The sequence below is a fragment of the Leifsonia aquatica genome (genome assembly GCF_014190775.1).
Lineage (GTDB): Bacteria > Actinomycetota > Actinomycetes > Actinomycetales > Microbacteriaceae > Leifsonia > Leifsonia aquatica.
In genome coordinates this window covers 334,807-358,397 of record NZ_JACHVP010000002.1, presented here as the reverse complement: position 1 = coordinate 358,397, position 23,591 = coordinate 334,807, and the positions used below count along the sequence as shown (strand labels likewise).

Below are 23,591 nucleotides of genomic sequence, written 5' to 3'. Positions count from 1 at the left end.
CCTTCGTCGCTGGCCCCTGTCTCGAATCCGCCGCGCCTGGGATGATGGGCGCATGCGATTCCTGCTCAAGGTCATCATCAACGCCCTGGCGCTCTGGCTGACGACGCTCATCGTCAGCGGCGTCACCGTGCACCCGTACGAGGACACCACCTCCGCCACCGTGCTGACGTACCTGCTCATCGCGGTCATCTTCGGCGTGGTGAACGCGGTCATCGGCACGGCCATCCGCATCGTCGCGTTCCCGATCTACATCATCACGCTCGGGCTCATCTCGCTCGTGGTGAACGCCCTCCTGCTGCTGATCGTCTCGTGGATCAGCGACGCGATGGGCTTCGGCCTGCACGTGGACGGCTTCTGGGCAGGCGTGCTCGGCGCGCTGGTGCTCGGCATCATCGCGTGGCTGTTCGGCCTGATCGTGCGCCCGAACCGCAGCTGACGGCGGCGGGAGCGCCGCGCGCGCGGTGATGGGAGAATAGGCGGCGAACCCCACACGCCGATCCTCGCGAGGAGTCCCATGACCGCCCTGCCTCCCCAGCCCCTGAGCCCTCTGGACGGCCGGTACCGCTCCGCCGTCGTCGACCTCGGCGACCACCTCTCCGAGGCGGGCCTCAACCGGGCGCGCGTGCAGGTCGAGGTGGAGTGGCTCATCTACCTCACCGGGCACCGGATGTTCGGCTCCTCGCCGCTGACGGCCGAGCAGATCCGTTCGCTGCGCACGCTGGCCGACGGCTTCGGGCAGCCCGAGATCGATCGCCTGGCGGAGCTGGAGGCGACCACCAAGCACGACGTCAAGGCGGTCGAGTACCTCGTCCGCGAGCGCCTCCACGCCCTCGGCCTCGACCACATCGCCGAGCTGACGCACTTCGCGGCCACCAGCGAGGACATCAACAACCTCTCCTACGCGCTCACCGTGAGCGCCGCGGTCAACCGGGTGTGGCTGCCCAAGTTCCGCGCCGTGGTGGCCGAGCTGCGCTCGCAGGCCCTGCAGTACCGCGACGACGCGATGCTCGCCCGCACCCACGGCCAACCGGCCACGCCGACGACGATGGGCAAGGAGCTCGCCGTCTTCGTGCACCGCCTCGAGCGGATCCGCAAGCAGGTGGAGCAGACCGAGTACCTCGGCAAGTTCAGCGGCGCCACCGGCACGTTCGCCGCGCACCTCGTCGCCGACCCGGGCGCCGACTGGCCGCGCATCTCGCGCGAGTTCGTCAGCAGCCTCGGCCTCGACTGGAACCCGCTCACCACGCAGATCGAGTCGCACGACTGGCAGGCGGAGCTGTACTCCCGCATCTCGCACGCCAACCGCGTGCTCCACAACCTGTGCACGGACCTCTGGACGTACATCTCGCTCGGCTACTTCCGCCAGGTGCCCGAGCCCGGCGCGACCGGCTCCTCGACCATGCCGCACAAGGTCAACCCGATCCGCTTCGAGAACGCCGAGGCCAACCTGGAGCTCTCCAGCGCCGTGCTCGACTCGCTGTCGCAGACGCTCGTCACCAGCCGCCTCCAGCGCGACCTGACCGACTCGACCACGCAGCGCAACATCGGCGTCGGCCTCGGCCACTCGGTGCTCGCCCTGGACAACATCCAGCGCGGCCTCGGGCAGATCTCGCTCGACCGGGATGCGCTCGCCGCCGATCTCGACGCCAACTGGGAGGTGCTCGCCGAGGCCATCCAGACCGTGATCCGCGCCGAGGTCACCGCCGGCCGCTCGACGATCACCGACCCGTACGCTCTGCTCAAGGAGCTCACGCGCGGCAAGCGGGTCGACCACGCCGGCCTCACCGAGTTCGTGAACGGCCTCGACATCAGCCAGGCGGCCAAGAACCGCCTCCTCGAGCTCACGCCGGCCGGCTACGTCGGTCTCGCGTCGGAGCTCGTCGCGCTGCTCTGATCGCCCCCGCCCCGCGTACGCGAGAGGCCGCCGGCGTCCTGCCGGCGGCCTCTCGTACGTCTGCGACCCGGTGGTCTGCCGGCCGGTGACGGGACAGTGACGGGCCGGTGACGGCTCAGTGACCCGAGGGCTTGTCCTTGTCGCGGGCCTCGGCGTCCTGCTCCAGGATGTCCTTCACCTCGGCGGCGTTCGGCTTGAACGCGAGCGCGAAGAGGGCCATCAGCACGAGCGCGAGGATGAACGCGACGCCGAAGAAGATGCCGGCGAGCAGGAACTCCCTGGTCGCCATCAGCACGATGAGTCCGGTGAAGATCCCGAGTCCGCCCGAGATGGCGAGCAGTTCGACGGGGAGGAAGCGGTCGCGGCGGGTCGGCTTGAGGCTGGAGGTCACGCTGGGGGCTTTCTTGTCGCGCTTGGTCACGAGGTCTCCGTCCGTCCTGCGACGTCGTGCGAGCGCGCGGCGGATCGCAGGGAGACGGCGCCGATGCCCTGGAACACGCCGACGATGACGGCCCAGGCGCCGAACAGCCCGACGGCCAGCAGCGCGTCCGCGGGAACGAGCAGCAGCACGAGGGCGAGCACCGCGGTGAGGGCTCCCGTCACGAGCCAGTCGCGGGCGGCAGCGTCACGGCCGCGGTCGCGGAGGCCGCTGTAGAGCTCGAGGAAGCCGGTGAGGGCGCCCCACACGGTGACGAGGTAGAGGAAGAGGCCGAGGCCGCTGCTCGCGAGCGTCAGTGCGAGCACGCCGGCGACGATCCCGATGGCGCCCTGGATGACGAAGAGCGTGCGGGTCAGCGTGCGCGGGCCGAAGACGAACGTCAGGGCGGCCGTGGCGATGCCGTCGGCGATCGCGAAGCAGCCGAAGACGACGAGCCCGAAGACCGGGGTGTGCGCCCCCTGGGTGAAGGTGACGACGACGGCCGCGATGAGCGCGATGACGGCGCGCACGGCGGGGACGACCCAGTATCGGCTCGGAGTCTGAATCCCCTGGATCTGGGCAGGAACGGCGGGTGCCACTCGGCGACCTCTCTCATACAGGTTTCCCGTCCAGTCTAGCCGTGGCCTACCTGCGCGTTTGCCGCGCGCGGGGGCCGCCGACCGCTACGATCGCGCCATGCGGATCGGTTTCGGCGCCCTGCGCGCGGTCATGGCCCTGGTCACCCTGGCGGCGATCATCGCCCAGCTCGCGAGCAGCATCGCCCAGACCACGGAGAAGGGCGGCAGCGTCGCCGGGCTCGTCACGAACTTTCTGAGCTTCTTCACGATCGACTCCAACGTCGCGACGGTCGTGGTGCTCGCGATCGGCGCCGTGCTGCTCTTCACCCGCTCGGACGACGATCCGGGATGGTTCACCGCCCTCCGTGCTGCCGTGGTCACCTACATGGTCACGACCGGCGTGGTCTACAACCTCCTGCTGCGCAACCTCCCGTTGCCGCAGGGGCAGACGGTGGCGTGGTCGAACGAGGTGCTGCACGTGATCGCCCCGTTGTACATGCTGCTCGACTGGCTGTTCGCGCCAGGTCGCGCTCCGCTGCGCCGCCGGGTCGTCTGGTGGATCGCGGCGTTCCCGATCGTCTGGGCGGTCTACACGTTGCTGCGAGCGCCGATCGCGGCCGACCCCAACACCGGCAAGCAGCCCTGGTACCCGTACCCGTTCCTCAACCCGGCGACCTCCGCCAACGGCTATCTCTCGGTGGCGTTCTACATCGTGCTGATCGCGGTGGTCATCCTCTGCGCCGGATACGGGGTCGTCTGGGTCTCCCGTCGCTGGCGCGGGGCCAGGCCGTTGCCGGTCGAGGGGGAGTCCGCGGCCTGATCAGCGGGCCGCGGGCCGTCCGATCCGCGGCTCGCTGGCGCGGGAGGCCGTGCCGTCCTCTCGCCCCGACCACACGACGACGGCGGTGATGCCGCCGATGACGAGCAGGAAGGCGCCGGTCGGCGTGATCCGGTCCGCGAGGCCGTGCTGGGCGCAGAGGGCCGAGACGATCCCCGCCGCTACGCCGGCGAACGACACGACGGCGAAAGAGTACGAGACCGCGCTGGCCGCGCCGGTCTGCACGAGCCCGGTGACGATGAGGGCCGCGGCGGCGATGAGCCACACGGCGGCGAGCGGGAAGGCGAGCGCGAGCCCGATCGTGTCCCGCAGCAGGAGGCCGGGAACGAGGTAGACGACGGCCGCCGCGAGCATCAGCACGACCCCGAGGCCGAGGTACCCGAGGAGGCGCGAGCGCTCGGTGCCGAGGCGGTCCAACGGCGCGCGCAGCGCCGTCCAGGTGAACGCCAGGGAGAACGCGACCACCGCGAGTGCGACCGCGCCTGCGCTCTGCAGGAGGGGGAGGAGGATCGTGTCCATTCCTCCATTGAAGCGCCGGAAGGTCGCGAGCGCGTCATCCCGCAGGATGATCCGCATGGGACGACGGAGGGCCGCCTCGTGGCGAGACGGCCCTCCGTGGATCCGCGATGTCAGGCGTCGCGACGTGCTCCGTGCGCTGCGCGGCGCCGGCTGAGCAGCAGCACGCCGCCGGCCGCGAGGAGCGCGGCCGCGATGGCGCCGAACGCGCCGATCGCGAGGCTGGAGCCCGTGGAGGCCAGCGCCGGGTCACCCGCCACCGCCATCGCGGCGACCGTGACGGTCAGCTGCGACGTCGAGGCTGCGAACGAGGCGTCTCCGCTGTAGGTCGCGGTGATCGCGTGCGTTCCCGCGCCGAGGGCCGTCGTCCGGCAGGAGGTCGCCGGCAGCGTGACCGTGCAGAGGGTGCGCCCGGTCGCGTCGGTGAACGTGACGGTGCCGGTGGCGCCGGTCGGGAGTCCCGTGGCGGTGAGCGTCACCGCACCGCTGGCGAGGGCGTGCCGCGTTGCGAGCTTCGTCGGCTGGGGCGCGACCACGAGGGTGAAGTCCGACCCCGTCGCGGGCTCGTGGTTGTCGTCGCCGCTGTACTCCGCGTGGACCGTGTACTTCCCGCCGCGGAGCGTGTCCGGGATCGCACAGGTGGTCTCGGGGAGCGTGGCGGTGCAGAGCACGGTGCCGTCGTCCAGCACGAACGAGATCGTCCCGGTGGCGTCCTTCGGCACGCCGTCGACCGTGACGTCGACGGTCTTGCCGTGCTCGACGGTGACGATGTCCGGGTCGGTGCCGCCGGTGCCCCCGCCGCCCTGGCCGGGTCCGCCGTTGCCGCCGCCCTGTCCCGGGCCGCCGGTGCCGATGGTGGAGACGGCCTTGCGGACGGCGAGGGTCGCCTCGGCGGAGTCGGCCTTCGTGTAGACGTCGTCACCCGAGTACGCGACCGTGACCGGGTACTCGCCGGCCGCGAGGGTGGTGAGCGTCGGGCAGCTTGTCACGGGAAGTGTCGTGGAGCAGAGGGTCTTCCCTCCAGAGGTGAAGGTGAGCGTGCCGGTGGCGTCGGACGGCAGGCCGGTCGCGGAGAGCGTGGCGGCCGTGCCGTACGGCACCTCGGTCGGCGCGACCGTCAGTGCGACGGCGGTAGAAACCTTGGTCACCGTGAGGGTCAGTTCCGCACGGTCGGTCCCGGTGACGGCGGCGTGGTCGTCGTCGCCGGCGTAACCGATCAGGACGGTGTGAGTACCGATCTCACTCGCCGCCGTCGTGCAGCTGGCCGTGCCGCCCGAGATCGTCGCCGTGCAGAGCACGTCGCCGGATTCCTGGTCGGTGAAGGTCACGGTGCCCGTCGGCGGGGTGGGCGCGTTCGGGGCGCTCGATGCGACCGTCGCCGTGAGGGTGGCGGTTGCGCCGCGCTCGACCGTGACATCGCCCGCGGTGACGAGCACCGGCTGCTTCTGCACGGCGAACGTGTTCGAGACCGTGACGGCTTCGGCGTCCGTGGAGGCGAGGACCGTGGAGATCGTCGCGCTGCGGGCCTTGCCCGAGACGGTGTACGGGAGGGACAGCGTCGGCAGGTCCGTGCCCGGCTGGATCGGCGAGGCCGCGTCGACCGTGTAGTCGCAGGTCTCGACCTGGCCCGCGATGGTGCAGGACCATCCGGTCGGAAGGTCGGTCGGCTGCGTGGGCTGCACGTTCGCCGGGAAGGTGGTGGTCGCACGGATGAGCTGCGATTCCGTTCCACCGGCCGTCGTCACGGTCGGGGTGACCGTGTAGGTCCCGGTTCCCGCGTGGGCGACGGAGGTGTCGCCTCCCGCTGCCGCGGAGAGCACGGGAACGGGGCCGGCCGCCGTCTTCGCCTCGAGGTAGTTGACCTCGTGGATGTCGGACGCACCGCCGGTGCCGGCGACCCAGCCGTAGGTGAGCTTGTACGGGTATCCGGTGGCCGGGTCGATCCACGAGGCCGGGATGGAGGCGGCGTTGGACGTGGTCGAGAGCGTCGGGAGGGATCCGGTGAGGACCTGCTGGCTTCCGCTGATCGGGGTGAAGATCACGGCGAACTGACCCGCGGCGACCGTGACGGTGGTCGCCCGCTGTGCGGCGATCGGGTTCGCGGTCGGGTTGATGACGATCTCCACCGGCACCTTCGCCTGGGCGCGGGACGACGCGCCCACCTTGCTCAGGGAACCCGTGAGCGGCGTGTTGGCGGTCGACTTGACGACGCAGTAGCCCGTGGTGCCGTTGCCCGGGCCGCGCACCGTGACGCTGTCCGGGTACCGCACGCGCGTCGGGGTCAGGCTGCAGCCCGTGCCCTCGAAGTCGGGGTGGTTGAAGTTGCCGTAACGGTCGAGGCCGATGCCGAGGTAGGCGTGCGCGAGGCCGCTGCCGGACTTCGTGCCGCTGTAGCCCAGCGACCCGCCGAGCTGGCCGATCTGGGTCGGCACCGCCGGGTTGTACGGGTCGGTGGCGGCCAGGTAGAAGACGATGCCGTCCGCCGTGATCCCGGTCTGATCGGCGGCGCCGTTGTACTGGTAGCTGTCGAAGATCGCGTCGATGCCCTTGGTGATCGGCACCGACTGCTTGGCGCCGACGCCGCCGGTCTGGTTGAGCGTCGCGGACGTCAGGCGCAGCGCACCGTTGCCGTCCGCATCCGCCGCTCCGCCGCAGCCGGGGATGGTGTCAGTGGCCGTGACCGCGGTCGTGGTGCGCGCGGTCAGGCAAGCCTTGTTGGCTCCGGACGGCGCGCCCGGCAGCGTGTAGCCGCTGCCCGCGGTCGTGCCGGTGAAGCCTTCGTTGACGAAGGTGGTCTGCGCCGGCGGCGACACCGGGTCGGCGTACGACGCCGTGGCCCCTGTCAGGACGAGCGCGGCGACACCGAGAGCGGCGACGCCGGAGAAGAGGGAACGGGATATGGACGTGACCGTTGCGGGACGGTCGCCGGTTTTCGGGCGCAAAGAAACCTCGGGCAGGTATGGCGGCGCTAGGACGCGCCGGAATCGGGTAGCCGTGCCGCCTTCGGTCGATCGTGTCGGGTGCGAATCGTCGGTGGGGCGACTTCGGTGCTCAGTCGTTATGACATTAGTGAACGCTCAGACTCGGAAACGCCCGAAATCGCCTACGTTCCCTCGAATTGGGGGCAGGAGCGCGTGTAGGCTGCCCCCAATTGCGGCCGACGGGGGAACGTGATCGAGATGCGGCAGGACGAGGACGGCGTGTTCCGGCCCGAGGGCCCGGACACCCCGCTTCCGTACGGCCTGCCCGAGGATCCTCAGGAGCCCTACGTGGCCATCGTGGCCCCGAACATCGACAAGATCTCGGCGGGGGCCTTCACTCCCGGGACGCTCGCCGGCCGCCGGACACGGCGCGGGCTCATCGCCTTCGCCGCCTCCGTCGCGGGCGGTCTGGTCGTCATCGGCATCGTCGTCGCCGTTCAGACGGTGATGGCCGCGCTGGGTGCGGACTAGCGTTCTCTCCGCGCCAGGTTGACCGCGTTGATGAGGTGGCTCCCCGCGAGGGCGAGGCGGTACTTCTTCTCGGCCGGCAGACTGCCCGGGTCACGCAGCACGGCATCCACGTCGCCTGCGTCGAGTCCGGCCAGGTCGGCGATGTTCCTCGCCGTGAGGCGGCAGTCGATCGTCAACGACTCGTAGATCGCACGGAGGCGTTCATCGTCGCCGACCTGCATCCCCTCGGTCAGCTGCCCGGCCAGGACGGACAGTCTGACGATCTCGTCGTCGGAGAGCACCTGCGGCCGGGCGGAGAGCCCGACCGGCGCGCCGGCATGCTCGTCGAGGAACGCCTCCAGCCGCTCCGACCGGATGCCCGTGATGGCCTGCAGCGCCTTCTCGGTGATCGCGCCTGCCTCGAGGAGCTCCTTCAGTTCGGCCGCGGGGTCGAACGCCTGCGTCGTCATGGGTGACCGGTGGTCCCTTCTCGCCACGGGACGGCGATGACGTGCACGTCGTCTTCGTGGACGATCCGCCCCGGGTCCGCGGTCTCGACTCTTTCCCACGCCACCTGGTGCGCATCCAATAGCTCGGTGTAGAGCGCCGTCCTGTCGATCAGCTCGACGGCGGAGAGCTTGAACCACGCGACGGCACCGGCATGGACAGCACGGTCGTAGACGGCCGGGTCCGCGCGCGTGGGCTCTGCGTACGCGGCCTCGAACCAGTCGTTGCTGCGCCTCCACAGTCCGTACTCGTCCACGTTCAGCCTCCCGGCTCGCGCGAGGCCGTTGGCGAGCGCGAAGACGCCGACCCGCACACCACGCGCATTGGCGGTGGCCGAACGGAATCGCACGAAGTGAGGTGCAGGCATGGGCCTCGCTCTCCAGCGTTCTACATCGGCGCCATGTCGGCGAAGCGGGAGTACATGCCCTGGAAGGCGACGGTGACGGTCTTGGTGGGGCCGTTGCGGTGCTTGGCGACGATGAGGTCGGCCTCGCCGGCGCGGGGGTTGTCCTTCTCGTAGGCGGACTCGCGGTGGAGCAGGATCACCATGTCGGCGTCCTGCTCGATCGAGCCGGACTCGCGGAGGTCGCTCAGGGCGGGGAGCTTGTCGGCGCGCTGCTCGGGGCCACGGTTCAGCTGCGAGAGGGCGATGACCGGCACCTGGAGCTCCTTGGCGAGGAGCTTGAGGGCACGCGAGAACTCGGAGACCTCCTGCTGACGGCTCTCGACCCGCTTGCCGCTGGTCATGAGCTGGAGGTAGTCGATGACGACCATCTTGAGGCCGACGCGCTGCTTGAGGCGGCGGCACTTGGCACGGATCTCGACGAGCGTCATGTTCGGGCTGTCGTCGATGTAGAGGGGGGCGTCGTTGATGCGGCCCCGGGTGGCGGCGATGGTCGTCCAGTCGCGGTTGTCGACGGTTCCCTTGCGCATGTGCTGCAGCGGAACGGTCGCCTCGGCGGAGAGCAGACGCATCGCGATCTCGCTGCGCCCCATCTCGAGGGAGAAGAAGATGGTCGGCATGTCGTGCTTGATGGCCGCGGCGCGGGCGAAGTCGAGCGCGAGCGTCGACTTTCCGAGCGCGGGTCGGGCGGCGACGATGACCATCTGGCCGGGGTGGAGGCCGTTCGTCAGCTCGTCGAGCTCGCTGAAGCCGGTCGGGACGCCCGTCATCGAGCCGTCCTTGTGCTTGGCCGCCTCGATCTCGTCGATGGCGACGGTGACGGCCTCCGTCAGCGGGACGTAGTCCTCGGCCTCCTGGGCGCCCGTCACCGAGTAGATCTCGGCCTGCGCGTTGTTGACGAGGTCGAGGACCTCGCCCTCGGCCTTGTAGCCCATCTGCGTGATGCGGGTCCCGGCCTCGACCAGACGGCGCAGCAGCGCCTTCTCGGTCACGATGTTGGCGTAGTAGCCGGCGTTGGCCGCGGTGGGCACGAGGCTCGTCAGGGTGTGGAGGTACTCGGCGCCTCCGGCCCGGGAGAGTTCGCCGAGCTTGGTCAGCTCGTCGGTGACGGTGATCACGTCGGTGGGCTCACCGTGGGAGTACAGCGAGAGGATCGCGTCGTAGATGATCTCGTGCTTCGGGATGTAGAAGTCGGTGCCGCGCACGACCTCGACCACGTCGGCCACCGCGTCCTTGCTCAGCAGCATGCCGCCGAGAGCGCTCTGCTCGGCGAGCAGGTCGTGCGGAGGAGTCCGCTCGGTGCTCCGCGGCTCGGTCGCGGGTGCGCCTCCGTCGGCGAGGCCGATATGGGCGATCGACACGTTCTCTCCTCACTCTGACCGCAGCAGCCACGCGGGCGTGGTCACGGTCTCAGCTTCGCCGTGGGGCGTCGGGATGCCCGCAGGCGCGCCGCCGGTTCGACGACCGACGCGGGCGGCTCGGGAACCGCGCGCCGTCGCCTCCGATGGTCTCTCCGACCACCGACAGAACCGGTCCATCCGGCGGGCGATCCATCGGCGTCGCTTCACCCTACGAACCCGGCAGGGGGTCCACAACTCGGCCTGTGGATAACTGTGTGGAGAATCTGCGCGAAACGCCGCCGTGCTTGTGCAGAACATGTGGGGAAGTCTGTGGACAGGGAAGATATTTCTGTCACTAAAGCGGCTTTGACCTGGCCTTTTTCTATCCCCAGGTTGTGTGTAGAAAGTACTTCGGGGACTGTGGTGAAACGCGTTATCCGGGCGTGTCGACCTGTGTACAAGATCGGGGGAAAAGTCCGTTAACGAGGTGTAGCGGCGGGCATGCGCCCACCGCTACACTGACTCTCTTCGTCGCCTACTTGGCAGCGACCACCTGCAGGGTGATGACGGCCGAGAGGTCGTCGTGCAGACGCACGGTCGCCTCGTGGTCGCCGACGACCTTGATCGCGTTGGGGAGCTCGATCTTGCGCTTGTCGAGCTCGCCGATGCCCGCCGCCTTGACGGCGTCGGCGACATCGCCGGTCTTCACGGAGCCGAACAGACGGCCCTCGCGGCCCGCCTTCACGACGAGCTTGACCTTGGTCGCCTCGAGCTTGGCCTTGAGGTCCTGGGCCTGCTCGACGGTGTGCAGCTCACGAGCGGCGCGAGCCGCCTTGATCTGCTCGACCTGCTTCTCGCCACCGCGCGACCACGCGATCGCGAAGCCCTGCGGGACGAGGTAGTTGCGCGCGTAGCCGTTCTTGACGTCGACGACGTCACCGGCCGAGCCGAGGCCAGTGACCTCGTGCGTCAGAATAACTTTCGACATGGGTGATCTCCTTAACGGCCCGAGCCGGCGTAGGGGAGAAGTGCCATCTCGCGCGCGTTCTTGACTGCGCGGGCGATCAGGCGCTGCTCCTGGACGGAGACACCGGTGATGCGGCGGGCGCGGATCTTTCCACGCTCCGAGATGAACTTGCGCAGGGTTGCGACGTCCTTGTAGTCAATGACGCCGACGCGAACGGACTTCGCGGGAGCGGCGTTCTTGCCGTCCTTGCCCTTGCGGATCGGCTTGCGGCGGTCGCCGCTCGACTTTCCAGCCATGATTTCCTTTGCTTTCTGCCCATCCCGGCGCTACCGGGAGGGCTGATGAATGTAAGAGGGCCCTTAGAAGGGGGTCTCGTCGTTGTAGGAACCCGGAGTGTTCCAGACGTCGGCGCCCGCGGACGGATCCGCGGGGGCGGAGGCGGCCCAGGGCTCTTCGACGGCGGCGGGAGCGCCTCCACCGAATCCACCCGGTGCGCGACCGGACGACTGAGCACGGGTCACCTGAGCGGTGGCGTAACGCAGCGACGGCCCGATCTCGTCGATCTCGAGCTCCATCGACGTGCGCTTCTCGCCTTCCTTCGTCTCGTAGGAGCGCTGCTTGAGCCGCCCCTGAGCGATGACGCGGGACCCCTTGGTCAGCGAGCCCGCGACGTGCTCGGCGAATTCACGCCAGACGCTCGCCCGGAGGAACAGGGCCTCACCGTCCTTCCACTCGTTCGCCTGACGGTCGAACGTGCGGGGAGTGGACGCGATGGTGAAGTTGGCGACGGCCAGCCCGTTCTGCGTGTAACGCAGCTCGGGGTCGGCCGTGAGGTTGCCCACCACGGTGATGACGGTCTCGCCGGCCATCGGACTAGGCGCCGGCCTTCTCGGTGCCGGCGGAGGCGGCCTTGCGGGCAGCCTTCTCGTCGGCGCGCTGCTGAGCGGCGGCGACCTGAGCGATCGCTTCCTCGGCGCGCAGCACCTTGGTGCGCATGACGGCCTCGCTGAGCTTCAGCTGGCGGTCGAGCTCCTTGGTGGTGTCACCGGTGGCGGTCAGCTGAACGACCGCGTAGATGCCCTCGGACTTCTTGTTGATCTCGTAAGCCAGGCGACGGCGACCCCAGATGTCGACGCTGTCGATCGTTCCACCGTCGTTACGAACGACATTGAGGAACTTGTCAAGGCTGGGAGCAACGGTGCGCTCATCGATCTCTGGATCGAGGATGACCATCAGCTCGTACTGATGCATGACTAACCCACCTCCCTTGGTCTCAGCGGCTGCAGACGGTCTGCAGCAGGAGGGTTGTACATCGGTTGTGCGGGCAGAGTTCTGCCCAGGCAACTTTCCAATGGTACCGGACGGGGCGTGAACATGCCAGCCGGGGGTGGGGAGCTGAGTGGCGGGGGAGTCGAGGAGGTTCGTCATGCCCTCAGCATCGCCGCCGCATCCCGCGCGGGTGCGGGTGCCCGAAGATCCGTGGAGAACTCCGCGCAGCCACAGTTTGTGGAGGGCTCAGCGCCTCAGCGGGCGGCCCACCACGCCAGCAGGCGCCGCGTCGCCTCCTCCTCGCCCAGCGGGCCCTCGTCGAGCCGCAGCTCCAGGAGGAACTTCATCGCCTGCCCGACCTCACGCCCGGGCGCGATGCCGAGGATGCTCATCACCTGCTGGCCGTCGAGGTCCGGACGGACCGCGTCCAGCTCCTCCTGCTCCTGGAGCTCGCGGATGCGCTGCTCGAGGTCGTCGTAGGCGAAGCCCAGCCGGTCGGCCTTGCGCCGGTTGCGGGTCGTGACGTCCGCCCGGGTGAGCATGTGGAGGCGCTCGAGCTGCGCCCCGGCGTCGCGCACGTAGCGGCGCACGGCCGAGTCGGTCCAGCTCGCGTCGGCGTACCCGAAGAAGCGGAGGTGCAGCTCGATCAGGCGCGCCACGGCCTCGACGGTCGCCTTGTCGAAGCGGAGCGCCGTCAGCCGCTTCTTCGCCAGCTTCGCCCCGACGACATCGTGGTGGTAGAAGCTGACGGCTCCGCCCGGCTCGAACCGACGCGTCGCTGGCTTGCCGATGTCATGGAGGATCGCGGCGAGACGCAGCACGAGGTCGGGCGCCTCGCCCGGGTGGCGCTCCTTCTCGTAGCCGATGGCCTGCTCCAGCACCGTGAGGCTGTGCTGATAGACGTCCTTGTGGTGGTGGTGCTCGTCCACCTCCAGCCGCAGGGCGGGCACCTCGGGCAGCACCTCGTCGGCCAGCCCGGTCTGCACCAGCAGCTCGATGCCGGGGCGTGGGTCGTCGGCGCAGAGCAGCTTGGTGAGTTCGTCGCGCACGCGCTCCGCGCTGATGATGCGGATGCGCTCGGCCATCCGGGTCATCGCGTCGACCGTGGCGTCGTCGACCGCGAAGCCGAGCTGGGCGGCGAACCGCGCCGCGCGCAGCATCCGGAGCGGGTCGTCGCCGAACGAGATCTCCGGGCTCGACGGAGTGGTGATGATGCGCTGCATGAGGTGCTCGACCCCGCCCGACGGATCGACGAGGCGGACCTCCGGGATCCGCAGCGCGAGCGCGTTCACGGTGAAATCCCGGCGCAGGAGGTCGCCCTCCAGCGAGTCCCCGAACACGACGTCCGGCTTGCGGGTCTCGCCGTCGTAGCTGTCGCTCCGGTACGTGGTGACCTCGACCGTGTCGTCGCCGAAGCGCGCGCCGATCGTGCCGAACTGGCGCCCGATGTCCCACACGGCGTCGGCGTGGGGGGAGACGACCTTCAGGATGTCGTCCGGACGGGCGTCGGTGGTGAAGTCGAGATCGTGTACGGCGCGCCCGAGCAGGGCGTCGCGAACAGGGCCCCCGACGAGCGAGAGCTCGTAGCCCGCCGCCGCGAAGAGGGAGGCGAGTCGGGCGACCGTGGGCGAAGCCGCGAGGTCGCCGAGACGTTCGAGGGATTCGGCGACGCTCTGCATGGTCATCCAGTTTACGGGCGTGCTGGCCGGCCTCTCAGGGGGTGGCATCTAGAATCGTCGTCATGGAGGCCGAGCAGGGATCGCGCGTCGTCGCATGAGCGCAGCCGACCCCACCCTCCTCCAGGGTGCCCGTCACCGGCGTGCGACCGGTCGTCTTGCGACGGTCATCGCCGCCTTCGCCGCCGCGACCGCGCTGTTCGCCGCGACGCCCACGGCCGCGTCGGCGGCGCCTGAACCGAGGGATTCCGCGGTGACGACGGCCAGGTCCGCCGCCTCCGACTCCGGGCTCACCGCGAGCGTCACCGCCGAGAACGCCGGCGTGCTGGCCGCCGGGCAAGATCTCACCGTCTCGGTGACCGTCTCCAACCCGACCGACTCGCCCGTCTCCACCGGCACGGTGTCGGTGTGGCTCGACCCGCGGGCGATGGCATCGCGCGGGTCCCTCACGGACTGGCTCGGATCGGCCGACCCGGCCTCCAATCCCGTGACACTCGGGGAGGCCACGCTCGCTCCTCTGGAGAGCGGGACGAGCACCGTCGTGCGCGTCACCGTCCCGCCCGCGTCGATCCCGTTCGGCACGCGACCGGATTCGGCGGTCTTCGGCATCGGGGCGACCGTCTCCGCCGGCGCCACCGCCACGGAGGCGCGCGGCTCCGTCGTCTGGAGCGCGGCCGACACCGGTTCGCGTTCGAGCATCGGCGTCGTGATGCCGATCGTCAGCCCCTCCACCTCAGACGGCCTCATCTCCTCGGCCGACCTCGCCACCTACACGGCGGCGAACGGCGTCCTGACCCGCGATCTCGACGGCCTGGAGGGGCACAGCGCCGTCACGCTGGGCATCGATCCGATGATCATCGCGTCGATCCGCGCGCTCGGCAATGCCGCACCGGCCACGGCGGTCGACTGGCTGCGCCGTCTCGCGGTCCTCCCCAACGAAACCTTCTCACTCGGTTACGGCGACGCCGACCCCACCGGGCAGATCCAGGCCGGCGCCGCCGCGCCGCTGGTGCCCACCTCCTTCGCCTACGCGCTCGATCCGAAGAACTTCTCGCCGACCCCGACCTCCATCGGCGAGCCCGTCGCGCCCCCCACGACGACCGGCACCTCCGCACCCACCCCGACACCCACTCCGACATCGGGGCCGACCCTCCCCACGCTGGAGGGTCTGACCGCCTGGGACTTCTCGCTCACCGGCATCGCGTGGCCCGGTGACAAGACGGCCCGTGCCGCCGATCTGGCACCGTTGGCCGCGGCCGGTCTGTCGACCGTGATCGTCTCGGGCGACAACACCAACGCGGCCGATCTGGATTCGACCCCGAACGCCGCAGTGACGGCGACCGGCAGCAGCGTCGTGTCGTCCGATCAGCGACTCTCCGACGCCCTCCGCTCCGCGATCTCCGCCCCCAGCGACGTGGCCTGGAACACCGCGATGGGCAAGCTGAACGCGCAGCTGCAGCTCATCACGGCCGAGGGAGGCGACCCACGGCACCTGCTCATCGGCCTCGACCGCTCCTGGCCATCGAGCGGCACCCAGCTCAAACGGACCCTCGACGCACTGTCCTCCTCGCCGTGGGCAACGCCGTCGACGCTCGACTCCGTGACGTCGGCAGCGCCGTCGACCGGGCTCACACTCACGGACGCCCCCGAAACGCAGACGCGCATCGACTCGATCCGCGCCCTGTTCGCCGACGAAACATCGCTCGGGGCGTTCTCGTCCGTGCTCGACGCCCCCGAGACGCTCACCGGGCACGTGCGAGCGCAGCTCCTGACGCTGCTCGCCGTCTCCTGGCAGAACCCGCGCACGGACTGGACGGCCGCTGTCACCGCGTCGCAGAAGTCGACCGTCAAGACCCTCCACTCCATCCGCATCCTGCCGACCGAGAACATCAATCTCGTGAGCGCGCAGGGGTCCATCCCGTTCACGGTCAGCAACGAGCTCACGGGGGAGGCGGCGACCGTCGCGCTCACCGCGGCCCCGTCGAACAGCCGGCTCGAGATCGACGACACCGCCACGAAGCGCATCCCGCAGGACTCCCGTGCCACGGTCCTCATCCCGGTGAAGGCCAAGGTCGGCAACGGGCAGGTGGTGCTCTCCCTGCGCCTCTACAGCCCCACCGGCGTCCCGATCGGCGACCCCACGTCGGTGACCGTCGACGTCCACGCCGACTGGGAGGGCATCGGCGCCCTCATCCTGGGCGTCCTGCTGGTGCTGCTCTTCGGCTTCGGCATCGTGCGCAACATCCTGCGCCGACGCAAGGAGCGCCGGCCGGAGGAAGAGGGGGAGACTCCTGCCGCCGACGCGGCCGAGCCGACCGATGCGCCCGAACCGACAGATGCGCCCGAGCCGCCGACGCCGGAGGACGGCCCGCGTGGCTAGCATCGGGCGCGCCAGCGCCATGCTCGCCTCGGGAACGTTCGTCTCGCGCATCCTCGGCTTCGCGAAGGCGTGGCTGCTGGTGCAGGCCATCGGCACGCTGAGCCTTGCGGCGAACGCCTACGGCACCGCGACGTCGGTGCCCAACAGCCTCTACGCGATCATCGCCCAGGGAATCCTGAACGCCATCCTGGTGCCGCAGATCGTCCGAGCGTCCGTCAACTCAGACGGCGGCCGCGCGTACATCAACAAACTGGTCACGCTCGGGATGGTCGTCTTCGCCGGTGTGACCGTCGTCGCGACCGTGGCCGCTCCCCTCCTCATGAGCCTCTACGGCCTCCGCGGCGAGCAGGCGCAGCTCGCCACGACCTTCGCCTACTGGTCGCTCCCGCAGATCTTCTTCCTCGGCCTGTACACGCTGCTCGGCGAGGTCCTCAACGCCCGCAAGTCGTTCGGCCCGTTCACCTGGGCCCCGGTGCTGAACAACGTCGTCGCCATCGTCATGCTCGGCGGCTTCATCCTGCTCTTCGGCGTGTACTCGAAGACGGGCAACCCGCACGACACGTGGTCGCTCGGGATGATCGCCCTGCTGGCCGGGGGAGCGACGCTCGGCATCGCAGTGCAGGCCCTCGTGCTCTTCTTCTTCTGGCGCCGCATCGGCCTGAGGTTCCGATTCGACTTCGGCTGGCGCGGCGTCAACCTCGGGAGCGCGGGCAAGGCCGCCGGCTGGACGTTCGGCATGCTGATCGTGACCCAGATCGCCGGCCTCATCGAGCTGAACGTGTCGAACTCGGCCGGCCAGGGCTACGCGGGCTCGTTCGTCATGAACAACGCCTGGCTGATCTTCATGCTCCCGCACGGCATCATCGCCGTGTCGATCGTCACCGCCTACTACACGCGGATGGCTGAGCACGCCCACCGCGGCGCCCTCGCCGACTTCCGCGCCGACTTCTCCAGCGGGGCGCGGTCGATCATGTTCCTGATCGTCTTCTCGTCGGCCGCGCTGATCGTCGTCGCGTATCCCATCGCCCGCGTGTTCACCTCCAGCTATCAGTCCCTGGGCCTCGTCCTCATCGCGTATCTGGTCGGGCTGGTCCCCTTCTCGCTCGTCTTCATGGCGCAGCGCGCCTTCTACTCGCTGGGGGACACCCGCACGCCGTTCCTCTTCACCGTCGCGCAGTCGATCGTGATCGTGATCGGCGTGCTGGCCTGCTTCACCGTCGGCCCCGAGTTCCGCGCCGCGGCCGTCGCCCTCGTCGTGTCGATCGCGAGCGTCATCCAGGCCGTGCTCGCGTTCGCGCTGCTCCGGCGCAGGGTCGGGGGAGTGGACGGCCGCCGCATCGCCAGCGGGCTGTGGCGGTTCCTCCTGGCCGCCCTCGCCGCGATGATCGCCGGAGCGGGCTTCCTGGTGCTGCTCGGGGGAGTGGAGCCGGGCGCCTTCCCGGTGAGCGGCATCCTCGGCGCCATCGTCTCGTCCGCTGTCGTGGGCGTCGTGATGCTCGTCGTGTACGTCGGATTCCTCGCGATCTTCCGTTCGAGCGACCTGGAAGCGGGAGTCGGACCAATCCTCGACCGCCTTCGGCGCCGAACTCCACACAGCGGGTGACACGGAATACCATCCGCCTAGGATGTGTTCTACAGGTCGGTGCCTCCGGTCCCGGGAGCACTGCAGACAGTCAAGGAGTTCCGCCGTGCGGCAGATCATCATCATCGGTTCCGGCCCTGCCGGTTACACCGCGGCCATCTACGCGGCCCGCGCCAATCTGAAGCCGCTGCTGATCGCCTCCTCCGTCGAGGCCGGTGGCGAGCTGATGAACACCACCGAGGTCGAGAACTTCCCCGGATTCCCCGACGGGATCATGGGCCCCGACCTCATGTTCAAGATGCAGGCCCAGGCCGAGAAGTTCGGCACCGAGGTCGTGCTCGACGACGTCGTCTCGGTCGATCTGACCGGCGAGGTCAAGACCGTCACGCTCGGCTCCGGCGCGGTCCACGAGGCACTGTCCGTGATCTTCGCGACCGGTTCCGCGTACCGCAAGCTGGGCCTGGAGGACGAAGAGCGTCTGTCCGGCCACGGCGTCTCGTGGTGCGCCACCTGCGACGGGTTCTTCTTCCGCGAGCGCACGATCGCCGTCGTCGGCGGCGGCGACTCGGCGATGGAGGAGGCCAACTTCCTTACCCGCTTCGCGGACAAGGTCTACGTCATCCACCGTCGCGACAGCCTCCGCGCCTCCAAGATCATGCAGGAGCGCGCCTTCGCCAACGAGAAGATCGAGTTCGTCTGGAACTCGGAGGTCGTCGGCATCGGCGGCAGCGAGCAGGTGCAGCACGTGAAGCTGCGCAACCTCGAGACCGGCGCGGAGAGCGAGCTGGAGCTCCAGGGCCTCTTCATCGCGATCGGCAACGACCCCCGCGTCCACCTCGTCCACGGTCAGCTCGACCTCACGGCCGAAGGCACCATCGCGGTCGACGGACGCACGTCGAAGACCAACCTCCCCGGTGTCTTCGCCGCGGGCGACGTGATCGACCCGACCTACCGTCAGGCCGTCACGGCTGCGGCGTCGGGCACCGTCGCCGCACTCGACGCGGAGCACTTCCTCGCGTCCCTCCCCCAGAACCTGCTGGAGAAGGCGGTCGAGCCCGCCTCCAGCGACCTTTCACTCTCGACCACCGTCTAAGGAGAAACAGACAATGTCAGCAGCACGTTCGGTCACGGACGCGACGTTCGAGCAGGACGTCCTCAACAACGAGAAGACCATCCTCGTGGACTTCTGGGCAGAGTGGTGCGGCCCGTGTCGCGCCGTCGGCCCGATCCTCGACCAGATCGCGGCGGAGCACTCCGACAAGATCGAGATCGTCAAGCTCAATGTCGACGAGAACCCGCAGACCGCTGCGAAGTACCAGATCACCTCCATCCCCGCGATGAAGGTCTACCAGGGCGGAGAGGTCGTCAAGACCGTCATCGGCGCCAAGCCGAAGCCCGCCCTCGAAGCCGACCTGGCCGCCTACCTCGCGTAGCCGACCAGCCTCTTCGCAGACCCGTCCGGCGCTCACCCGCCGGGCGGGTCTTTTTCGTATCCGCCGCGCCCCGCGGATTTTCCGCAGGGCGCACCACCCAAATAGCATGACTAAACGCCACTAGAAATGGAATGACTCGTGACCGAACAGGGCATCCCGCCACAGCGGGGCAACAATCTGGACCCGTGGTACAGCCACTACGCGCAGCGCACCAGCGGCCTGGCCGCCAGTGAGGTCCGAGCCCTGTTCGCCGTCGCCAGCCGCCCCGAGGTGGTCTCACTGGCCGGCGGCATGCCCTACGTCGCCGCGCTGCCCGAGGACCTCGTCGTGGGCGCGATGGACCGCGTCATGCGCGAGCAAGGCCCTGTCGCCCTGCAATACGGCTCCGGCCAGGGCGTGCCCGCGCTGCGGGAGCAGATCCTCGACGTGATGGCCCTGGAGGGCATCAGCGGCAGCGCGGACGACGTCGTGGTCACGACGGGCTCTCAGCACGCGCTCGAGCTCTTCAGCAAGCTCTTCATCGACCCGGGGGATGTCGTCCTCGCCGAGGGGCCGAGCTACGTCACCGCGATGGTGATCTTCCGGTCGTACCAGGCCGAGGTGGACCACGTGCCGATGGACGAGCACGGACTCATCCCGGAGGCGCTCCGCGAGCACATCGCGCGCCTGAAGGCCGCGGGGCGACGCGTGAAGTTCCTGTACACGGTGCCGACCTTCCACAACCCGGCCGGTGTGACGCTCTCCTGGGAGCGGCGCCTCGAGATCCTCGAGATCGCACGGGCCAACGACATCCTGGTGCTCGAGGACAACCCGTACGGCCTCCTCTACTTCGGAGAGCGCCCGCCGGCGGCGATGCGCTCGGTCGAGAAGGAGGGCGTCGTCTACCTCGGCACGTTCTCGAAGACGCTCGCTCCCGGCTTCCGGGTGGGCTGGGCCCTCGCGCCGCACGCCATCCGCGAGAAGCTCATCCTCGCGAACGAGGCCGCCGTGCTGAGCCCGAGCTCGTTCAGTCAGCTGGTGATCTCGGAGTACCTGCGCGACGCCGACTGGAAGGGTCAGATCGACACCTTCCGCGGGGTGTACCGGGAGCGCAAGGAGGCGATGATCTCCGCGCTCGAGGAGCACCTGCCCGAGCTCAGCTGGACGAACCCCAACGGCGGCTTCTACGTCTGGCTGACCCTGCCGTCGCATCTCGACTCCAAGGCGATGCTCCCGCGTGCCGTCACCGAGCTCGTGGCGTACACGCCCGGCACCGCCTTCTACGCGGACGGGTCCGGCGCCCAGAACATCCGCCTCTCGTTCTGCTATCCCACGCCGGAGAACATCCGGGTCGGGATCCGCCGTCTCGCCAATGTGATCAATGGCGAGCAGGACCTGCTCGACACCTTCGCCGGCACCGGCCCGCTCACCGCAGCGCGCACCAACCGGACCAGCGCCAACCCGCCGACCGACCTGCGCTGAGCGCACGCTCCACAAGAAAGAGCTGATCATGGCAGAAAAAGAAGCCTCCGAAGCCCTGGAGATCGTCGTGCTCGCCGGCGGGATCTCGCACGAACGGGACATCTCGCTGCGAAGCGGCCGCCGCGTCGCCGACGGCCTGAACTCGCTGGGCCACCGCGTGAGCGTCCGGGAGCCCGACAGCGCCCTGCTCGGATTCCTGACCGAGACGCGCCCCGATGTCGTGTGGCCCGCGCTGCACGGGGCGAGCGGCGAAGACGGTGCCCTCCGGGCGCTGCTCGAGCTCACCGGCATCCCGTTCGTCGGCTCGCGCACGGACGCCTCCCGCCTCGCGTGGTCCAAGCCGACCGCGAAGACCGTGGTCGCCCGTGCCGGCGTCGCGACCCCGGACGCAGTCACCTTGCCGAAGGAGACGTTCCGCGAACTCGGTGCCAACAGCGTCCTCGCGACGATCATCGACGGGCTCGGGATGCCCGTCGTGGTCAAGCCGGCGCAGGGAGGCTCGGCACAGGGCGTCACCATCGTGACCGCCGCAGAGGAGCTTCCGCGGGCGATGGTCGATGCGTACACCTACTCCGAGGTCGCGCTCATCGAGCGCAAGGTCGAGGGTGTGGAGGTCTCGGTCGCCGTGATCGACACCGGCGACGGCGCCGAGGCGCTTCCCGCGGTCGAGATCGAGCCGGTCGACGGCGAGTACACCTTCGACGCCCGGTACAACGCGGGGGAGACCCGCTTCTACGTGCCGGCGCGCCTGTCCCCGGAGGTCGCAGCGGCCGTCGCACAGGCGGCCTCCACCGCCCACACGGCGCTGGGCCTGCGTCATCTCTCCCGCATCGACCTGATCGTCGATGACGCGGGGGTGCCGTGGTTCCTTGAGGCCAACGTGCTCCCCGGGCTGACGGAGACCTCCATCATGCCGCAGGCGATCGCCGCCTCTGGGCGGGACCTCGGCGACGTCTACGCCGCCCTCGCGGTCGCGGCGATCGCAGAGGGGTAGCCTCCCGGATCCGCCGCTCCGGGATCGGCCGGCCCGGAGCGTCAGCTGTAGCTGGGCTGGCCGATCTCGTCGAGGATGCGATTGAGGTCCTGGATCGTGGCGAAGTCGACCACGATCTGGCCCTTGCGCGCCCCGAGCGTGATCTTGACGCGCGTGTTCAGGCGGTCGCCGAGCTTCTCGGCGATCTCGTCCAGGTGCCCGCGGTGCTTGCCGGGGGTGGCCTTCGAGCGCGCCGGCTTCGGGGACTTGCTGGCGACGGCCTCCGCGGCGCGCACCGAGAGGTCCTCGTTGACGATCTTGTCCGCGAGCTTGACCATCGCCTCTTCGCCCTCACCGAGGGAGAGGATGGCGCGGGCATGGCCGGCGCTGAGGACTCCCGCCGCCACGCGGCTCTGGACCGGGGCGGGGAGCTTCAGCAGACGGATCGTGTTCGTGATCTGGGGGCGGGAGCGTCCGATCCGGGTCGCCAGCTCGTCCTGCGTGATGCCGAAGTCGGCGAGGAGCTGCTGGTAGGCCGACGCCTCTTCGAGCGGGTTGAGCTGCGAACGGTGGAGGTTCTCGAGCAGGGCGTCCCGGAGCATCGCGTCGTCCGCGGTGTCTTTGATGACCGCGGGGATGTTCGCGAGGCCGAGCTCCTTGGTCGCCCGCAGCCGGCGCTCGCCCATGATGAGCTCGTACTTGTCGGTCTGCCCGGCGAGCGGGCGGACGACGACGGGCTGCAGGACGCCGACCTCACGAATGCTGGCGACCAGCTCCTCGAGCGCTTCCTGGTCGAACTCGGTGCGCGGCTGCACGGGGTTCGGCACGATGTCGGCGGGGGAGAGGTAGGCCAGGCGGGCACCGGGCACCGCGACGAGCTCCTCCGCCGCGGCGGCATTGGAGTCGGGGAAGAACACGTCGACGGGGCGGGCCGACTGGTCGGACGTGGGGATGAGGGCGCCGATGCCGCGGCCCAGTCCGGTGCGCTTCGCTGCCATTAGCGGGGTACTCCTCTTCGTGCGATTTCGGCGGCCGCCTCGAGATACGAGAGCGAGCCGGACGAGTTGGCGTCGTAACTGATGACACTCTGGCCGTAGCTCGGCGCCTCCGAGATGCGGACCGAGCGCGGGATGATCGTGTCGAGCACCTCGTCGGGGAAGTGGTCGCGAACATCCGCGGCGACCTGGTGCGCGAGGTTGGTGCGCGAGTCGTACATCGTCAGCAGGATGGTCGAGACCCGGAGCTTGGGATTCAGGTGCCGTTCGATCAGCTGGATGTTCTTCAGCAACTGACTCAGGCCCTCCAGCGCGTAGTACTCGCACTGGATCGGGATGAGCACCTCGGTCGCCGCGACGAACGCGTTGATCGTGAGGAGGCCCAGGGAGGGCGGGCAGTCGATCAGGACGTAGTCGATGTCGTATTCGTCGAGGAAGCGCTTCAGGGCGCGCTCCAGGCGCTGCTCCCGGGCGACCATCGAGACGAGCTCGATCTCGGCGCCGGCGAGGTCGATCGTGGCGGGGATCACGAACAGCCCGTCGAACTCGGGGCTCTTCTGGATGACTTCCTCGAGCTCCTTGTCGTTGACGATCACGTCGTAGACGCTGGGAGTGCCCTCTCGGTGCTCGACACTCAGCGCCGTCGAGGCGTTCCCCTGCGGATCGAGGTCGATCACGAGGACACGCGCACCCGACTTGGCCAGGGCGGCGGACAGGTTGACCACAGTCGTGGTCTTGCCGACACCACCCTTCTGGTTCGAGATGGTGAACACCCGTGTCCGTGAGGGGAGGGGAAGGGTTGTCGCTGCGATCGCTTGCCTCCTGCGCGCCAGATCCTCGATTTCCCGAGCCAGGGGTGTCGATTCATCGAAGGCAGGCTTCTCCGCCTCGATGGACGGATCCTGATCCGGTTGTTTCACGTGAAACCTC

The 23,591-nt window shown here is 69.3% G+C and carries 24 protein-coding genes; 10 read left to right on the top strand and 14 right to left on the bottom strand.

The genetic code is table 11. The features are described 5' to 3' along the window. Positions 1-52 precede the first annotated feature (52 nt). Positions 53-436: a phage holin family protein gene (locus FHX33_RS11615; protein WP_021765237.1), complete on the top strand. Its 384-nt coding sequence runs from the start codon at positions 53-55 to the stop codon at positions 434-436. A 78-nt stretch (positions 437-514) separates the two neighbouring features. Next, the gene (purB, locus tag FHX33_RS11610; RefSeq protein WP_021765236.1) at positions 515-1,894 is read left to right on the top strand and encodes an adenylosuccinate lyase; all 1,380 of its coding nucleotides are present in this window, start codon (positions 515-517) and stop codon (positions 1,892-1,894) included. A gap of 115 nt (positions 1,895-2,009) precedes the next feature. On the opposite strand, the gene FHX33_RS11605 is transcribed toward purB, so the two are convergent. Together FHX33_RS11605 and FHX33_RS22135 are read right to left on the bottom strand one after the other, a co-directional pair. Further along, complete coding sequence (locus FHX33_RS11605; protein ID WP_021765235.1) at positions 2,010-2,315, bottom strand: hypothetical protein; 306 nt, start codon at positions 2,313-2,315, stop codon at positions 2,010-2,012. Continuing rightward, positions 2,312-2,911, bottom strand: coding sequence for a DUF308 domain-containing protein (locus FHX33_RS22135; RefSeq protein ID WP_021765234.1), 600 nt, complete (start codon positions 2,909-2,911; stop codon positions 2,312-2,314). Before FHX33_RS22135 ends, FHX33_RS11605 begins: the two co-directional genes overlap by 4 nt. A gap of 97 nt (positions 2,912-3,008) precedes the next feature. Between FHX33_RS22135 and FHX33_RS11595 the strand changes: the two genes are divergently transcribed. Further along, entirely contained in the window at positions 3,009-3,710 is a 702-nt protein-coding gene (locus tag FHX33_RS11595; RefSeq protein ID WP_021765233.1) for a Pr6Pr family membrane protein, read from the top strand. Here FHX33_RS11595 and FHX33_RS11590 read toward each other — a convergent pair whose 3' ends face one another. Both FHX33_RS11590 and FHX33_RS11585 read right to left on the bottom strand, forming a co-directional pair. Continuing rightward, on the bottom strand, positions 3,711-4,247 hold the full coding sequence (locus FHX33_RS11590; protein ID WP_051337063.1) for a hypothetical protein: 537 nt from the start codon (positions 4,245-4,247) through the stop codon (positions 3,711-3,713). It abuts the gene before it with no gap. A gap of 110 nt (positions 4,248-4,357) precedes the next feature. Beyond that, positions 4,358-7,186 (bottom strand): Ig-like domain repeat protein, encoded by a 2,829-nt coding sequence (locus FHX33_RS11585; protein ID WP_183428530.1) that lies wholly within the window; start codon positions 7,184-7,186, stop codon positions 4,358-4,360. A 228-nt stretch (positions 7,187-7,414) separates the two neighbouring features. Here FHX33_RS11585 and FHX33_RS11580 point away from each other — a divergent pair, with 228 nt between their 5' ends. Beyond that, on the top strand, positions 7,415-7,696 hold the full coding sequence (locus tag FHX33_RS11580) for a Tat pathway signal sequence domain protein (RefSeq protein WP_021763569.1): 282 nt from the start codon (positions 7,415-7,417) through the stop codon (positions 7,694-7,696). Here the strand turns inward: FHX33_RS11580 and FHX33_RS11575 are convergent. The 8 genes from FHX33_RS11575 to FHX33_RS11540 form a co-directional block, all read right to left on the bottom strand. Beyond that, a complete protein-coding gene (locus FHX33_RS11575) occupies positions 7,693-8,145 on the bottom strand; it encodes an HTH domain-containing protein (RefSeq protein ID WP_021763568.1) in 453 nt (150 codons plus the stop codon). The two genes, FHX33_RS11580 and FHX33_RS11575, sit on opposite strands and share 4 nt — an antisense overlap. Then, the gene (locus FHX33_RS11570; protein WP_039922621.1) at positions 8,142-8,549 is read right to left on the bottom strand and encodes a hypothetical protein; all 408 of its coding nucleotides are present in this window, start codon (positions 8,547-8,549) and stop codon (positions 8,142-8,144) included. The genes FHX33_RS11575 and FHX33_RS11570 overlap by 4 nt, the downstream gene beginning before the upstream one ends. A gap of 20 nt (positions 8,550-8,569) precedes the next feature. Next, positions 8,570-9,946 (bottom strand): replicative DNA helicase, encoded by a 1,377-nt coding sequence (dnaB, locus tag FHX33_RS11565; protein ID WP_021763566.1) that lies wholly within the window; start codon positions 9,944-9,946, stop codon positions 8,570-8,572. 514 nt (positions 9,947-10,460) lie between these two features. Beyond that, on the bottom strand, positions 10,461-10,913 hold the full coding sequence (rplI, locus tag FHX33_RS11560) for a 50S ribosomal protein L9 (RefSeq protein ID WP_021763564.1): 453 nt from the start codon (positions 10,911-10,913) through the stop codon (positions 10,461-10,463). 11 nt (positions 10,914-10,924) lie between these two features. After that, on the bottom strand, positions 10,925-11,188 hold the full coding sequence (rpsR, locus tag FHX33_RS11555) for a 30S ribosomal protein S18 (RefSeq protein WP_018189012.1): 264 nt from the start codon (positions 11,186-11,188) through the stop codon (positions 10,925-10,927). A gap of 63 nt (positions 11,189-11,251) precedes the next feature. Beyond that, positions 11,252-11,761, bottom strand: coding sequence for a single-stranded DNA-binding protein (locus FHX33_RS11550; protein WP_021763563.1), 510 nt, complete (start codon positions 11,759-11,761; stop codon positions 11,252-11,254). Between the two features lie 4 nt (positions 11,762-11,765). Further along, positions 11,766-12,143 carry a 30S ribosomal protein S6 gene (rpsF, locus tag FHX33_RS11545; protein ID WP_021763562.1) on the bottom strand — a complete coding sequence of 126 codons (378 nt, stop codon included), beginning with the start codon at positions 12,141-12,143 and terminating at the stop codon, positions 11,766-11,768. A 272-nt stretch (positions 12,144-12,415) separates the two neighbouring features. Further along, the gene (locus tag FHX33_RS11540) at positions 12,416-13,840 is read right to left on the bottom strand and encodes a CCA tRNA nucleotidyltransferase (protein WP_039922620.1); all 1,425 of its coding nucleotides are present in this window, start codon (positions 13,838-13,840) and stop codon (positions 12,416-12,418) included. Between the two features lie 94 nt (positions 13,841-13,934). On the opposite strand from FHX33_RS11540, the gene FHX33_RS11535 reads away from it, so the two are divergent. The 6 genes from FHX33_RS11535 to FHX33_RS11510 all read left to right on the top strand — a co-directional run bounded on the left by FHX33_RS11535 (position 13,935) and on the right by FHX33_RS11510 (position 21,687). Further along, positions 13,935-16,217, top strand: a complete 2,283-nt coding sequence (locus FHX33_RS11535; RefSeq protein WP_021763560.1) for a DUF6049 family protein — start codon at positions 13,935-13,937, stop codon at positions 16,215-16,217. Beyond that, positions 16,210-17,820: a murein biosynthesis integral membrane protein MurJ gene (gene murJ / locus FHX33_RS11530; protein WP_039922628.1), complete on the top strand. Its 1,611-nt coding sequence runs from the start codon at positions 16,210-16,212 to the stop codon at positions 17,818-17,820. Before FHX33_RS11535 ends, murJ begins: the two co-directional genes overlap by 8 nt. Before the next feature lie 85 nt (positions 17,821-17,905). Next, positions 17,906-18,892, top strand: a complete 987-nt coding sequence (gene trxB / locus FHX33_RS11525; protein WP_021763558.1) for a thioredoxin-disulfide reductase — start codon at positions 17,906-17,908, stop codon at positions 18,890-18,892. 13 nt (positions 18,893-18,905) lie between these two features. Beyond that, positions 18,906-19,232: a thioredoxin gene (trxA, locus tag FHX33_RS11520; RefSeq protein WP_021763557.1), complete on the top strand. Its 327-nt coding sequence runs from the start codon at positions 18,906-18,908 to the stop codon at positions 19,230-19,232. Between the two features lie 138 nt (positions 19,233-19,370). Next, positions 19,371-20,693: an aminotransferase-like domain-containing protein gene (locus FHX33_RS11515; protein WP_021763556.1), complete on the top strand. Its 1,323-nt coding sequence runs from the start codon at positions 19,371-19,373 to the stop codon at positions 20,691-20,693. Between the two features lie 28 nt (positions 20,694-20,721). Next, positions 20,722-21,687 (top strand): D-alanine--D-alanine ligase family protein, encoded by a 966-nt coding sequence (locus tag FHX33_RS11510; protein WP_021763555.1) that lies wholly within the window; start codon positions 20,722-20,724, stop codon positions 21,685-21,687. A gap of 41 nt (positions 21,688-21,728) precedes the next feature. On the opposite strand, the gene FHX33_RS11505 is transcribed toward FHX33_RS11510, so the two are convergent. Next, a complete protein-coding gene (locus FHX33_RS11505) occupies positions 21,729-22,664 on the bottom strand; it encodes a ParB/RepB/Spo0J family partition protein (protein WP_021763554.1) in 936 nt (311 codons plus the stop codon). Next, positions 22,664-23,581: a ParA family protein gene (locus FHX33_RS11500; protein ID WP_039922619.1), complete on the bottom strand. Its 918-nt coding sequence runs from the start codon at positions 23,579-23,581 to the stop codon at positions 22,664-22,666. Before FHX33_RS11500 ends, FHX33_RS11505 begins: the two co-directional genes overlap by 1 nt. Positions 23,582-23,591 lie beyond the last annotated feature (10 nt).